The 13519-nt window shown below is 71.1% G+C and carries 13 protein-coding genes; 5 read left to right on the forward strand and 8 right to left on the reverse strand.

Features of this window, described 5'->3' with window-relative positions:
• Positions 1-7 precede the first annotated feature (7 nt).
• Positions 8-253: an SCO4848 family membrane protein gene (locus ACFYV1_RS13410; protein ID WP_389395603.1), complete on the reverse strand. Its 246-nt coding sequence runs from the start codon at positions 251-253 to the stop codon at positions 8-10.
• Positions 254-443: 190 nt separating this feature from the next.
• On the opposite strand from ACFYV1_RS13410, the gene ACFYV1_RS13415 reads away from it, so the two are divergent.
• Positions 444-1628 (forward strand): D-alanyl-D-alanine carboxypeptidase, encoded by a 1185-nt coding sequence (locus ACFYV1_RS13415; RefSeq protein ID WP_389395881.1) that lies wholly within the window; start codon positions 444-446, stop codon positions 1626-1628.
• On the opposite strand, the gene ACFYV1_RS13420 is transcribed toward ACFYV1_RS13415, so the two are convergent.
• From ACFYV1_RS13420 to trpS, 3 genes are all read right to left on the reverse strand, one after another.
• Positions 1576-2625, reverse strand: coding sequence for a YihY/virulence factor BrkB family protein (locus ACFYV1_RS13420; RefSeq protein ID WP_389395604.1), 1050 nt, complete (start codon positions 2623-2625; stop codon positions 1576-1578). The genes ACFYV1_RS13415 and ACFYV1_RS13420 overlap by 53 nt on opposite strands.
• An 89-nt stretch (positions 2626-2714) precedes the next feature.
• Positions 2715-3296 (reverse strand): 2'-5' RNA ligase family protein, encoded by a 582-nt coding sequence (locus ACFYV1_RS13425; protein ID WP_389395605.1) that lies wholly within the window; start codon positions 3294-3296, stop codon positions 2715-2717.
• 116 nt (positions 3297-3412) lie between these two features.
• Positions 3413-4426, reverse strand: coding sequence for a tryptophan--tRNA ligase (gene trpS, locus ACFYV1_RS13430; RefSeq protein WP_389395606.1), 1014 nt, complete (start codon positions 4424-4426; stop codon positions 3413-3415).
• A gap of 240 nt (positions 4427-4666) precedes the next feature.
• On the opposite strand from trpS, the gene rocD reads away from it, so the two are divergent.
• Positions 4667-5881, forward strand: coding sequence for an ornithine--oxo-acid transaminase (gene rocD / locus ACFYV1_RS13435; RefSeq protein ID WP_389395882.1), 1215 nt, complete (start codon positions 4667-4669; stop codon positions 5879-5881).
• Between the two features lie 33 nt (positions 5882-5914).
• Here rocD and ACFYV1_RS13440 read toward each other — a convergent pair whose 3' ends face one another.
• The gene (locus tag ACFYV1_RS13440) at positions 5915-7441 is read right to left on the reverse strand and encodes a PLP-dependent aminotransferase family protein (protein ID WP_389395607.1); all 1527 of its coding nucleotides are present in this window, start codon (positions 7439-7441) and stop codon (positions 5915-5917) included.
• A 47-nt stretch (positions 7442-7488) separates the two neighbouring features.
• Between ACFYV1_RS13440 and ACFYV1_RS13445 the strand changes: the two genes are divergently transcribed.
• Genes ACFYV1_RS13445 through ACFYV1_RS13455 form a run of 3 tightly spaced genes read left to right on the forward strand, consistent with a single transcriptional unit; the run spans position 7489 to position 9136 of the window.
• Positions 7489-7986 carry a carboxymuconolactone decarboxylase family protein gene (locus tag ACFYV1_RS13445; RefSeq protein ID WP_389395608.1) on the forward strand — a complete coding sequence of 166 codons (498 nt, stop codon included), beginning with the start codon at positions 7489-7491 and terminating at the stop codon, positions 7984-7986.
• Between the two features lie 10 nt (positions 7987-7996).
• Positions 7997-8743, forward strand: a complete 747-nt coding sequence (locus ACFYV1_RS13450; protein ID WP_389395609.1) for an isocitrate lyase/phosphoenolpyruvate mutase family protein — start codon at positions 7997-7999, stop codon at positions 8741-8743.
• Positions 8744-8794: 51 nt separating this feature from the next.
• Positions 8795-9136 (forward strand): hypothetical protein, encoded by a 342-nt coding sequence (locus tag ACFYV1_RS13455; RefSeq protein ID WP_389395610.1) that lies wholly within the window; start codon positions 8795-8797, stop codon positions 9134-9136.
• Positions 9137-9286: 150 nt separating this feature from the next.
• On the opposite strand, the gene ACFYV1_RS13460 is transcribed toward ACFYV1_RS13455, so the two are convergent.
• Genes ACFYV1_RS13460 through ACFYV1_RS13470 form a run of 3 tightly spaced genes read right to left on the reverse strand, consistent with a single transcriptional unit; the run spans position 9287 to position 13456 of the window.
• Positions 9287-10255: an ABC transporter substrate-binding protein gene (locus ACFYV1_RS13460; protein ID WP_389395883.1), complete on the reverse strand. Its 969-nt coding sequence runs from the start codon at positions 10253-10255 to the stop codon at positions 9287-9289.
• 59 nt (positions 10256-10314) lie between these two features.
• Positions 10315-12306 (reverse strand): ABC transporter permease, encoded by a 1992-nt coding sequence (locus tag ACFYV1_RS13465; protein ID WP_389395611.1) that lies wholly within the window; start codon positions 12304-12306, stop codon positions 10315-10317.
• Between the two features lie 52 nt (positions 12307-12358).
• Positions 12359-13456 carry a glycine betaine/L-proline ABC transporter ATP-binding protein gene (locus ACFYV1_RS13470; RefSeq protein WP_389395884.1) on the reverse strand — a complete coding sequence of 366 codons (1098 nt, stop codon included), beginning with the start codon at positions 13454-13456 and terminating at the stop codon, positions 12359-12361.
• Positions 13457-13519 lie beyond the last annotated feature (63 nt).

Below are 13519 nucleotides of genomic sequence, written 5' to 3' on the forward strand. Positions count from 1 at the left end.
CTGTTCCCTAGCCGCGCTCACGGCGCAACGCCCGCACGCCACGCAACCCGATGACCCCGACGACCGTCCCCAGAACAAAGGACGTGACGGCGAGCAGCAGATGGACCCAGAAGTAGCCGGTGGGGTCACCCGCGTCGTCGAAGGCGAGCCCGCTGCCGTCCTGCCACAGGTTCTTGACGAAAGTGATCCAGATGAACCAGCTCCACACCCCGAACGCGAGCAGGAACCAGGAGACGGAGCGGCTGAGCTTCATGAAGCAAGTATCGCGGCCGTCCGCCGACCGGGTTCCTCGGGGTGGGCTGTCCCGGCGTCAGTCCACGCCGGACAGCGGGCCGATCTCCATATTTTCAACGGGGCCCTGTACGTTCTCGTCCGTGTCTGCTCTGAAAACCACCGCGCGAAGGGCCGCGCTCGCGGTCCTCGTCGCCGCGCTGCTGCCCGCGATGACCGCTGCCCCCGCGTTCGCGGCCACACAGGACGACAACCCGGGCAAGAAGAAGCCGCGACCTCCGGCGATCATGTCCTCGGTCGGCGGTGCGCAGCTCGCCAAGCCGGGCACACAGGTCCGGCTCGGCCCTGGTGCGCCCGTGCTGCCCAAGGACGTCACCGGACGGTCCTGGATCGTCGCGGACGCCGAGAGCGGACAGGTGCTCGCCGCCCACAACGCGCACTGGCGGCTCCCTCCGGCGTCGACACTGAAGATGCTCTTCGCGGACACCCTGCTGCCACGGCTTCCGAAGACGACCGTCCACAAGGTCGCCCCGGAGGAACTCGCCGGCGTCGGCGCGGGCAGCAGCCTGGTCGGCATCAAGGAGAACCACACCTACACGGTCCACGACCTGTGGCTCGGGGTCTTCCTGCGCTCCGGCAACGACGCCGTCCACGTCCTGGCGGCGATGAACAACGGCATCGACCAGACCGTCATCGACATGCAGAAGCACGCCGAGGAACTGCAGGCGCTCGACACCACGGTCGTCTCCCCCGACGGTTACGACGCCCCCCGCCAGGTGTCGTCCGCGTACGACCTCACCCTGATCGCCCGCAGCGGCCTGCAGAAGAAGGACTTCCGCGAGTACTGCTCCACGGTGAGCGCCGACTTCCCCGGCGAGCAGAAGAAGGGCAAGAAGCGCGGAACCTTCAAGATCCAGAACACCAACAGGCTGATGACCGGCTCGATCGGCGTCGCCCCGTACCAGGGCCTCGCCGGTGTGAAGAACGGCAGCACGACACAGGCCGGATCCACGTTCACCGGGGTCGCGGAGCGCAACGGCAAGGTGCTGCTCGTCACCGTCATGAACCCGGAGTCGGGCGAGAGCCAGGCGGTCTACAAAGAGGCGGGCAGACTGCTCGACTGGGGCTTCGCCGCATCCGGCAAGGTGACCCCGGTGGGTGAACTGGTGCCGCCGAAGTCGGCGCAGCCGCAGCAGTCCCCGCAGCCGGTGAAGGAGGGCGAGAAGGACAAGGACGGGCCGGTGAAGCCCGTCGCCGCCTCCCAGACCGGCTCGAGCGGCGTGGGAATCGCGCTGGGCGTCGTCGGCAGCGTTCTCGTGCTGCTGGCAGCGGGAGCGTTCCTGATCAGGCGCCGGTGGCCGCTGCCGGACCGGTCGCGCCGCGAGCCGCGTCCGTAGCGGACCTCGCGTCGAAGGCCTTTCCGCCGGCGGACTTTCCGTCGGCGGGCCTTCCGTCGGCGGGCTCCGCGTCCGCGGGTTTCCTGTCCGCGGACTCTCCGCCCGTCGGCTCTCCGTCCACTGGCTCTCCGTCCGCGGGCTTCTGGTCACTGCTCGGTGTCGCCGTCCACGCGGCACTGAACAGCAGCAGCTTCGCAGTGAAGTTGATCCACAGCAGCAGCGCGATCGGGACGCCGAACGCGCCGTACATGCTCCTCGAGGCGACCCCGCTGATGTAGCCGCCGAGCAGCAGCTTGAGCAGTTCGAATCCGACAGCGCCGATCAGCGCCGCCACGAGCAGACGGCGGCGCGGCGGCTGGACCCCCGGCAGCAGGGTCAGCACGTAGAGCAGAATCAGGAAGTTCGCGAGCACACCAACCGCGAGGGCGGCGATCTGCAGGAGCACGCCGCCCACCCCGCCGTCCTCGAGGCCCAGCCGGTCCGCGGTCCAGCCGACGGCCGTCGAACCCAGGGCGGAGGCGGCGAACGAGGCCAGGCCGATGCCGCCGAGACCGGCCAGCACCCCCACGTCCTTGATCTTGCGGACGACCGGATTGCCCTCGTCCTCGTCGTCGCGCTCCCACACGGCCCGCAGGCACTCCCGCATCGAGCCGACCCAGCCGACGCCCGTCAGGAGCAGCAGCGCACCGGCGACGACCCCCACGGTGCCCGCGTTGGCGACCAAGGCGTCGATGTCGAGCTGATCGGAGATACCGGGGACCTGGGCGGACAGCTTCTCGTCCAGCTCGTCCAGCGCCTGCTGGTCGAGCGCGCCGGCGACGACGGCGGCGGCGACGGTGATCAGCGGGAAGAGCGCCAGGAAACTGAGGAACGTGACGGCTGCGGCGAGGCGCGTCCAGTGGACCCGGTCGAGCGTCTCGTACGAACGCCAGGCGTGGGTGCGCATCAGCCGCCGCACCAGCGGGCCGACGACGGGAATCTTGATCAGCCAGTCCATGCGGTACGCCTACCCGCCGAGGTGCGCCGCAGCCCCGTCGGCACGCCGGGGGACGCCCCACCGCCGTGCGCGGTGACCGGAGCCGCCGCTCAGAGGCTGGAGGCGTGCTCGTCGACCGGGGCGCCCTGGGTGGGGACGCCGGAGATGCCCCCGCCGAAGGCGTACGTGCTGAGCTTGCGCCACACGGCGTCCGCACCCTGCTCGTAGAGCGCGAAGGAGGCACAGGTCCACGCCGCCCCGTACTCGGACAGCTCCTCGTACGCCCGGTCCATGGCCTCTTCCGAGATGCCGTGGGCGACCGTCACATGGGGGTGGTACGGGAACTGCAGCTCGCGGACGAGCGGCCCGGACGTGTCCCGTACGCGCTTCTGCAGCCAGGTGCAGGCCGCACCGCCCTCGACGACCTGGACGAAGACGACGGGCGACAGCGGCCGGAAGGTGCCCGTGCCGGACAGTCGCATGGGGAAGGGCCGGCCGGCCGCCGCGACGGCCGTGAGATGCGCCTCCACGGCCGGGAGCAGGGTGGAGTCGACCTCGGTGGGCGGCAGGAGGGTGACGTGGGTGGGGATGCCGTGCGCGGCGGGATCCCCGAAGCCCGCGCGCCGCTCCTGGAGCAGGCTGCCGTAGGGCTCCGGGACCGCGATCGAAACGCCGAGCGTTACGGTCCCCACGTCGTTCTCCTCAGTTGTCGGGGCGGGCGGTGAGCGGGTGTGCAGCCGCCAGTGTGGCGGCTGCACCCTCGGTGTGGCCAGAGTCCTTGGTCACGGGCCCTCGGACTCTTTCCGGCTCAGTGCTTCGCGGGTACGAATCCCAACTTGTCGTACGTGTCCGCCAGCGTCTCCGCGGCGACCGCGCGCGCCTTCTCCGCGCCCTTCGCCAGGATCGAGTCCAGCGTCTCCGTGTCGTCCAGGTATTCCTGTGTACGGGTCCGGAAGGGTGTGACGAAGTCGACCATCACCTCGGCGAGGTCGGTCTTGAGCGCACCGTAACCCTTGCCCTCGTACTTCTGCTCCAGATCGGCGATCGTCGACCCCGTGAGGGTGGAGTAGATGGTCAGCAGGTTGCTGACGCCCGGCTTCTCCTCCGCGTCGAAGCGGATCACCGTGTCCGTGTCGGTGACCGCGCTCTTCACCTTCTTCGCGGTGGCCTTCGGCTCCTCGAGCAGGTTGATCACACCCTTGGGCGTGGAGGCCGACTTGCTCATCTTGACCGAGGGGTCCTGGAGGTCGTAGATCTTGGCGACATCCTTCAGGATGTGCGGCTTCGGAACGGTGAACGTACTGCCGAAGCGGCCGTTGAAACGCTCCGCGAGATCCCGGGTGAGCTCGATGTGCTGGCGCTGGTCCTCACCGACCGGCACCTCGTTCGCCTGGTACAGCAGGATGTCCGCGACCTGGAGGATCGGGTACGTGAACAGGCCCACGGAGGCCCGGTCGGCACCCTGCTTCGCGGACTTGTCCTTGAACTGCGTCATACGGGAGGCCTCGCCGAAACCGGTGAAGCAGTTCATGACCCAGGCGAGCTGCGCGTGCTCGGGCACATGGCTCTGCACGAAGAGGGTGCAGCGCTCGGGGTCGAGGCCGGCGGCGAGCAGCTGAGCGGCCGCGAGGCGGATGTTCGCACGCAGCTCGGCGGGGTCCTGCGGGATCGTGATCGCATGCAGGTCCACGACCATGTAGAACGCGTCGTGGGACTCCTGCAGCGCCACCCACTGGCGGACGGCACCGAGGTAGTTGCCGAGGTGGAACGAGCCTGCGGTGGGCTGGATTCCGGAGAGCACACGGGGTCGGTCAGAGGCCATGCACACCATTCTCTCAGGTGCGGAACCGATCTCCGGCCTCCGGTGCACGAAAGGTGTGAGGACGCGGGAAGGGGCCCTCGAGCGGGGTCCGGAGGGGGCCGCGTTCTCCGTCCGGGCCCGCGCCGTTCCGTCCACACCGCGAGCCGTGGCGTCACGCGGCGGAAGCGCGACGATGGAAGCAGGGCGGTGGTTCACGACCCCTCCGCCCTGCTGCAGGCCCGGACGACGATCGGAGGACCCGTGCGGAACACCACGTCAGCCTTCGCCTCCGCCGAGGCGCACAGCGCGCACAACTACCACCCGTTGCCGGTCGTCGTCGCCACGGCGGAGGGCGCCTGGATGACGGACGTCGAGGGCCGCCGATTCCTCGATCTGCTCGCCGGGTACTCGGCGCTCAATTTCGGACACGGCAACCGCCGGCTGATCGACGCGGCCAGGGCACAGCTGGAACGGGTCACGCTGACCTCCCGCGCCTTCCACCACGACCGGTTCGGTGACTTCTGCGCACAGCTCGCCCAGCTGTGCGGCATGGAGGCGGTCCTGCCGATGAACACGGGCGCGGAGGCGGTGGAGACAGCGGTCAAGACAGCCCGCAAGTGGGGCTACCGGGTCAAGCGGGTGCCGGACAACATGGCCAAGATCGTGGTGGCGTCGAACAACTTCCACGGCCGTACGACCACGCTGATCAGCTTCTCGACCGACCCGGAGGCACGGGCCGACCACGGTCCGTACACGCCCGGCTTCGAGATCGTGCCCTACGGGGACCTGACCGCGCTGGACGCGGCGGTCACGGAGAACACGGTGGCCGTTCTGCTGGAGCCCGTGCAGGGCGAGGCGGGGGTGCACGTCCCGCCGGCCGGCTACCTCGCCGGAGTCCGCGAGATCACCCGGGAGCGGGACGTGCTGTTCGTCGCGGACGAGATCCAGTCCGGGCTGGGCCGGACCGGGAGGACGTTCGCGTGCGAGCACGAGGGCGTGGTGCCGGACATGTACGTACTGGGCAAGGCGCTGGGCGGCGGGGTGGTGCCGGTGTCCGCCGTGGTGTCGTCCGCGGAGGTGCTCGGTGTCCACCGGCCGGGTGAGCACGGTTCGACGTTCGGCGGGAACCCGCTCGCCTGCGCCGTCGCCCTGGAGGTGATGGCGATGCTGCGCACCGGCGAGTTCCAGCAGCGCTCGGCCGAACTGGGTGACCATCTCCACCGTGAACTGGGCCTGCTGGTCGGCGACGGCACGGTGACCGAGGTGCGCGGACGAGGGCTGTGGGCCGGTGTGGACGTCGCGCCGCGTCTCGGCACCGGCCGGGAGGTCTCGGAGAAGCTGGTGGACCACGGGGTGCTGGTGAAGGACACCCGCGGGCCGACGATCCGGATCGCCCCACCGCTGATGATCAGCAAGGAGGATTTGGACTGGGGCCTCGACCGGATCCGCACCGTACTGGCCGCCGACGTGGGCTGAACCGGCAGGGCCGGGCGCTGCTCTCCCCCGGCCTCAGCCCAGTGCCCGGCACAGCGCGTCCAGCGCGCCCGACCAGGCGCTGTCCGACGGAGTGGCGTAGCCGACGACGAGTGCGTCCCGGCCCGGCGGGACGTCAGGATGCCGGAAACGCCCCGCGGTCTCCACGGCCAGCCCTTGCCACGCCGCCGCCCGGACCGCGGCCCCCTCGGTGCCGGGCGGCAGTTCGAGGACCGCGTGCAGCCCCGCGGCGATGCCGCTCACCCGGATTCCGGGGGCGTGTTCGGCCAGCCGTCGCACCAGCTGGTCGCGCCGGCGCCGGTAACGCAGCCGCATTCCCCGTACATGCCGGTCGTAGGCGCCCGACGCGATGAACTCCGCCAGGGTGAGCTGGTCCAGGGCACTCGACACCCAGTCGACATCGCCCTTGGCCTCGAGCACCTCGCCCACCAGCTCCTGCGGCAGCACCATCCACGCCAGTCGCAGTCCGGGGGCCAGCGACTTGCTCGCCGTGCCGAGGTACACGACGCGTTCGGGGTCCAGGCCCTGGAGCGCGCCGACGGGCTGGCGGTCGTAGCGGAACTCTCCGTCGTAGTCGTCCTCGAGGATCACGCCCCCGGTTCTGCGCGCCCAGTCGACGACCGCGGCGCGCCGGTCGGGGTGCAGCGGCATCCCGAGGGGGAACTGGTGGGCGGGTGTCATCAGCACCGCGCCGACGCCCCGCAGCCCACCGCCGACCGCGGCCTCGCCGCCGCGCCTGCCCGTCCCCTCGGCCGCCCCCTCGGCCGCCCCCTCCTCCGCTCCCTCCTCCGCTCCCTCGGCCGCCCCCTCCTGTGCTCCTTCGGCCGCCCCCTGGGCCAGCGGCCTGGTGTCGGTGCCCAGTGCGTCGAACGGAAGCGCCGGGATGCGCAGGCCCGCTTCGGTGAGCAGGTTCCAGTGCACGTCGAGTCCGTACGACTCGACGGCCACCGCCCGCACCCGCCGCTGTCGCAGCACCTTCCCCATCAGCATCAGCCCGTGCACGAAGCCCGAACAGATCACGATGCGTCCGGGGTCCGCGTACACACCGCGCGTCCGGGCCAGGTAGTCGGCCAGCGCGGTCCGCAGTTCTACGCGGCCGCGCGGATCGCCGTAGCCGAACGCCTCGTGAGGAGCGGCGCCGAGCGCCCTCCGTGCGGCCTTCAGCCATTGAGCACGGGGGAAGGCGGCGAGATCGGGGTTGCCCGGCATCAGGCTGTAGGCGGGGCGCACGCGCGGCGGGTGCGACCTGATCGTGCCGCCGGCGGCCTTGCGCGGCTCCGACCGCTGGGCGACCCGTGTGCCGGAGCCCTGCCGGGCGGTCAGCCAGCCCTCGGCCACCAGCTCGGCGTACGCGTCGGCCACGGTGTTCCGGGCCACTCCGAGGTCCGCGGCGAGCGAGCGGGACGACGGAAGGCGGACGCCCGGTGCCAGCCTGCCCGTACGGACCGCCTCCCGCAGTGCGTCCATCAGGCCCTGCCGCAGCCCGGACCCGCGTAGCTCGAGATGGAGGTCGGCACCGAAAGTGGCCCATGATTCGGTCATGAAAGTGGACCTTATCCCTGCGCCACGCTCCCCTTACGGTCGTATCCATGACGACCACGAACGAGGCCAACGCCCCCGAGCACACTCCCCGTCTTCCGTGGGCGGAACTCGCCCCTGATGTCTACAAGGCCATGGTCAGGCTGGACCAGGCGTCGCGTAAGCACCTGGACCCGACGCTGCTCGAGCTCGTGAAGATCCGCGCCTCCCAGATCAACCACTGCGCCTTCTGCCTCGACATGCACAGCAAGGACGCGCTGGCCGCCGGCGAGTCCGTGGAGCGGATCGTGCAGCTCAGCGCCTGGGAGGAGTCGCAGCACTTCTACACGGAGAAGGAGATCGCGGCGATCGAGCTGACCGAGGCGGTGACGGTGCTCACCGACGGTTTCGTGCCCGACGAGGTCTTCGCGAAGGCCGCGAAGCACTTCGACGAGACGGAACTGGCCCACCTGGTCTCCGCGATCACGGTCATCAACGCCTGGAACCGCTTCGGCGTGTCCTCCCGGATGGTTCCCGGCCACTACACGCCCGGCTCGCGCAAGCACTGAGGGGAGCACGATGACCGCGAAGGCGCAGGTGTTCCGCGCGCTTCACCACGGCCGGGAGGCCGCCGATCCGCTGGTACTGCCCGGCCCGTGGGACGCGGCGAGTGCCCGCGCCTTCGCCGACGCGGGTTTTCCCGCCCTCGCGACGCCGAGCGCGGGGGTCGCCGCGTCGCTGGGCCATGAGGACGGCAGGACCCCGGCGGACGAGATGTTCGCCGCCGTCGCGCGTATCGCGCGGGCCGTCGACGTCCCGGTGAGCGCGGACGTCGAGGGCGGCTACGGTCTGCCGCCGAAGGAACTGGTGGCCCGGATCCTGGAAACGGGAGCGGTGGGCTGCAACCTGGAGGACAGCGACGCGGCGACCGGCGTGCTGAGGGATCCGCTCCGGCATGCCGACTGGCTGGCGGAGGTGTGCGCGGAAGCGGGTGACGCGCTGTTCGTGAACGCCCGCGTCGACACGTTCCTGCGCGGGGTGGGCGATCCGGCGCGGGCGGTCGAACGCATCCGGCTGTACGCCTGGGCGGGCGCGGACTGCGTGTACCCGATCACCGTTCCGTACGGGCAACTGCCGCTGCTGCGTGCGGCGACGGACGCCCCTGTCAACGTGTGGGCACCGGCGTCGGACCCGCCCGTGGCCGAATTGGGCCGCCTGGGCGCGACCCGGATCACCTTCGGCCCCGGGCTGCAGCGCCTGGCGCAGAGCGCGGTCGCCGGCATCGCGGCCGGGCTGCGCGGACCAGCGGCGGCCGGGAAGCTCTGAAGGCGCTCAACTGCGTTGTGGGGGCCGGTCGTCAGCAGTGACGATCGGTTCATGTTCGGACTCACGAAGCAGGAACTGCCGGTCGTCGTGGTGCGCGACGCGGACGCCATCACGGCCGCTGTCCGAGCCGCCCTGGACCGGGCCGCCCCCGAGGACCGGCCGGGACTCGAACTGGCCCTGGAGATCGTGGAGGACGCGTCGGCCGCGACGTACGAGGAACTGCGGGCGCACTGGGTACGTCAGCGTCTCGACGCGGCGGGTGTGCAGGGCCCCGCGGACTCGGTCTCCGCGATCAAGGCCCTGCGGGAGGCGGCGCCGGGACTGAGCCTCAAGGCGGCGGTGGACCTGGCGAAGGCGGCTCGGGCCGCAGAGTCGCCGCGCGGCGGGGCGTGACGGAGCGGCGGCCCGGGTCAAAGCCCCGGGCCGCCGCAGCCGTGGCCCTCCGGAACCGGGCCGCCGCCGCGCCCCTCCGGAACCGGGCCGCCGGGCCGGGGTCCAGGTCGGGCCCACGTCCCCGGGCACGACCTGGACCCGGTCCGGGCCCTACTTCTTCGGCAACCAGGCCTTCCACGTCGACTCGTTGGCCTCGACCCACTTCTCGGCCGCGGCCCCGGGCGACATCTTCTCCCCGGCGATCATCTGCGCGACCTCGTTCTGCTGCTCGGTCGACCACTTGAAGTTCTTCAGGAACTCGGCGGCGTCCCCGCCGTTCTTCGCGAAGTCGGCGTTGAGGAACTTCTGCAGCGGAGTGTTCGGGTAGGCGCAGGCGATCTTCTTCGGGTCGGCGTCGCAGCCCTCCTTGTACTCCGGGAGCTTGACCTCGACGAGCTCGACCTCGGCGTTGAGCCACTGCGGCGTCCACCAGTAGGTGAGGAAGGGCTTCTTCTCCTTCACGTACTTCTTGATGGCCGTGATCTGCGCCGCCTCGGAACCCGCGTAGTTGGTCTTGAGGTTCAGGCCGAGGTTCTTGATGATCGCGTCGTCGTTGGTGACGTAGTCCGGGGAGCCCTCGAGGATCTCGCCCTTGCCGCCGCTCTCGGCGGTCGCGAACTCCTTGGCGTACTTGTCGAGGTTCTTCCAGTCCGTCACGTCGGGGTGCGCGTCGGCGAAGTACTTGGGCACGAACCAGCCGATGTGGCCGGTGACACCGAGGTCGCCGCCCTTGACGACGGTCTTCTTGTCGTCGACGTACCGCTTCTCCTCCTTGGGGTGTCCCCAGTCCTCCATGATCGCGTCGACGTCGCCCTTGGAGAGCGCGTCCCAGGCGAGCACCTCGCCCATCTGCTGGGACTTGACCGTGTAGCCGAGCTCCTTCTCGAGGATGTACTCGGCGACTGCCGTGTTGGCCTGCGCGCCGACCCAGGAGGGAACGGTCAGCTTCACGGTCTTGTCACCGCCGGCCGCGTCCTGGCTCTTGCCGGTTTCCGCGGCGCTGCACGCGCTGAGCGTCAGGACGCCCAGGGCACCGACGACGGCGGTGGCGGTACGGACGGCTCTGGTGCGGTTTCGCATGATCATGATGGTGCTCCTGCTGTTCGTGACGGGGACGTCGGTGGTGGGTCTGGGGTGGGTCACGGTCGGTTGTGCTTGCGGGCGGCGGGCTGCGTGACCCTGTCGAGGACCAGGCCGAGGCAGACGATCGCCAGACCGGCGGTCATGCCGAGACCCATCTCGCCGCGGGACAGGCCCTTGACCACGTCGTAGCCGAGCGCCCCGCCGCCGACGAGCGCGCCGACGACGACCACGGCGAGGACCAGTACGACGCCCTGGTTGACGGCGAGTTGAAGCGCCGGCCGGGCGAGCGGCAACTGGACCTGGAAGAGCTGCTGCCTGGTCGAGGCGCCGAGTGAGCGCGCCGCCTCCATGGCCGCCGGGTCGACCTCGCGCAGGCCCTGCGCGGTGATGCGTACGACCGCGGGCAGGGCGTACACGACGGCGGCGATGATCGCCGAGGCCCTGGTGACTCCGAAGAGCGCCACGACCGGGATGAGGTAGACGAACTGCGGCATCGTCTGCATGGCGTCGAGAACGGGCCGCAGCAAGCGCTCGAGGCGCCCCGCGCGGGCACACACGATGCCCGCGAGCACGCCGAGGGCCAGTGTGACGACCAGCGCGGCCAGCACCTGCGAGAGCGTGTTCAGGGACTTCGTCCACACGCCGAGCACGCCGATCGCCGACATGGCGAGGGTGGCCGTCAGCGCGGTCGCCCAGGTGCCGACCAGCCAGGCCAGGGCCGCCACGATCAGCAGGACCGACCACCAGGGCAGCCAGAGCAGGCCGTCACGCAGCGGGTTGAGAATCCACACGGTGAACTGCTCCGACCAGACCTCGGTGCCGCCGAGCACCGGGATGCCGGACGAGAAGTGCTCGGTGATCCAGCTCTGTGCCTTGTTCACGGGCGTGGAGATGTCGAACGTCCAGGCCTCGGGCCACGCACCGCCGATCAGGAAGCGGGCCGACACGGCCGCGGCGACACCCGCCGCGACCAGGGCCCAGCCGGAGCGGCCGTGCAGCAGTCCGCCGCCCGGGACGCTGCCGCCGATGCGGTCGCCGGCCGCCGCCGTCGTACGGTCCAGCCAGATGGCGATCAGCACGATCGGGATACCGGCGGTGAGCGCCTTGCCGACATCGACGGTGGAGAGCGCCGAGTACACCTCTTCACCGAGGCCGCCGGCGCCGACGAGCGCGGCGATGACGACCATCGACAGCGCCATCATGATCGTCTGGTTGAGGCCGAGCAGCATCTGCCGGCGGGCGAGCGGCAGCCGGGCGGTCCGCAGCCGCTGCCACGGGCTCGCGCCGAGCGAGGCGGACGCCTCGAGCACCGAGGGGTCGGCGCCGCGCAGTCCGAGAGCCGTGAGGCGGGCCATGGGCGGGGCGGCGTAGATGACGGTGCAGAACAGCGCGGCCGGTGTGCCGGTGCCGAAGACCAGCACGAACGGCAGCAGGTACGCGAAGGCCGGCAGGACCTGCATCGTGTCGAGCACCGGGCGCAGCGCGCGGTTGATCCGGTCGGACAGGCCGGCCGCCAGGCCGATCAGCACACCGACCAGGGCGGCCAGTGCCACGGCGACGACCATCAGCGCGATGGTCAGCAGTGTGGCGTCCCACATGCCCAGGAGGCCGCACAGCGCGAACGCGCCGAAGGCGGTCGCGGCGACCCTGAGGCCGCCGCGGCCGAGTCCGGCGGCGCGCCACGCGACGAGGACACCGACGGCGAGCACCCCGACCCAGCCCATCGAGTGCAGCACGTCGTACACGCCGCCGACCGCGTCGGTGGCGGTGTTGGACAGGTGCAGCAGGAAGTACAGGAAGAGCGGGTGGGAGTCCCGGTTGTCGATCACCCACCGGTTGGCGTCGTCGAGCGGCCCGGAGATGTCGATGTGCAGGGCCGCCGGCCAGGTGCCGCTGCCCCACAGCGTGATCCCGGCGGGCACGAGGACCGCCGCGAGCACGGCGAGCGCCAGCAGCTTGCTCTTGACGGGATGGCGCAGGACGTCTCGCAGCGACGGGCCGGTGACGGCCTTCTTCTCCGCGGCGGGCGCGGACACGGCAGCGGTCATCGGGGCCACCGCCCGTCGTCGGGCCGGCGCGGAGTCGGATGCGGTCCGCGGATCACGCGGCCACCCCCTTGGCAGTGGTCGTGCCCGCCACGACCCCCAGCAGGTCGGCATGGCCGACGACGCCCAGACAGCGGCCGTTCTCGACGACTCGGGCGGTCTGTCCGGTACGGGCCACGGCCTCGATCGCCTCGAAGACGGTCGCGCCGGGGGCCAGCGCGGGGCCGGCCTCGCCCTCGTCGCCGTCGGCCGGGCGCATGGCGGTGCGCACGGTCATGACCTGCTCACGCGGCACGTCGCGGACGAAGTCCCGTACGTAGTCGTCGGCGGGGGCGCCCACGATCTCCTCCGGGGTGCCGAGCTGAACGATCCGGCCGTCGCGCATCAGGGCGATGCGGTCGCCCAGCTTGAGCGCCTCGCTCAGGTCGTGGGTGATGAAGACCATCGTGCGGCCCTCCTCACGGTGCAGCCGTACGACCTCTTCCTGCATGTCGCGGCGGATCAGCGGGTCGAGCGCGCTGAACGGCTCGTCGAAGAGCAGCACCTCGGGGTCGACGGCGAGGGCGCGCGCCAGCCCGACGCGCTGCTGCTGACCGCCGGAGAGCTGGCCGGGCCTGCGGTGTTCCAGGCCCTCCAGGCCGACCTTCGCGACGACTTCGGCGGCGCGCGAGCGGCGCGCGGCCCTGCCCATGCCCTGGATCTCGAGGCCGTAGGCGACGTTGTCGAGGACCGAGCGGTGCGGCAGCAGACCGAAGTGCTGGAAGACCATGGACGCACGGTGGCGGCGCAGTTCGCGCAGCCGCGTGGTGTCCATGGAGAGCACGTCCTCGCCGTCGATCCCGATCGATCCGGACGTCGGCTCGATCAGCCGGGTGAGGCAGCGCACCAGCGTCGACTTGCCGGAGCCGGACAGGCCCATGACGACGAACACCTCGCCCTTGCGGACGTCGAAGGAGACGTCGCGCACGGCGGCGGTGCAGCCGGTGCGTTCGCGCAGTTCGACGGGGTCGAGCGCGGCGAGTTCCGGGTCGGCCGGGACCTTGGCGGCCTTCGGTCCGAAGACCTTCCACAGGTCGCGGACGGAGAAGACGGGCGGCTGTGGGTCGTCGGCGGCGTCGCCCGGTCCGCCGGCCTTCACGGCCGGAACCGGCATGTCCGGCACGCCGGCGTCGGACGCCCTCGTGACCGACACGTCGGCGTCCGGCACGTTCGCGTC

The sequence above is a fragment of the Streptomyces sp. NPDC003023 genome (genome assembly GCF_042888225.1).
GTDB lineage: Bacteria > Actinomycetota > Actinomycetes > Streptomycetales > Streptomycetaceae > Streptomyces.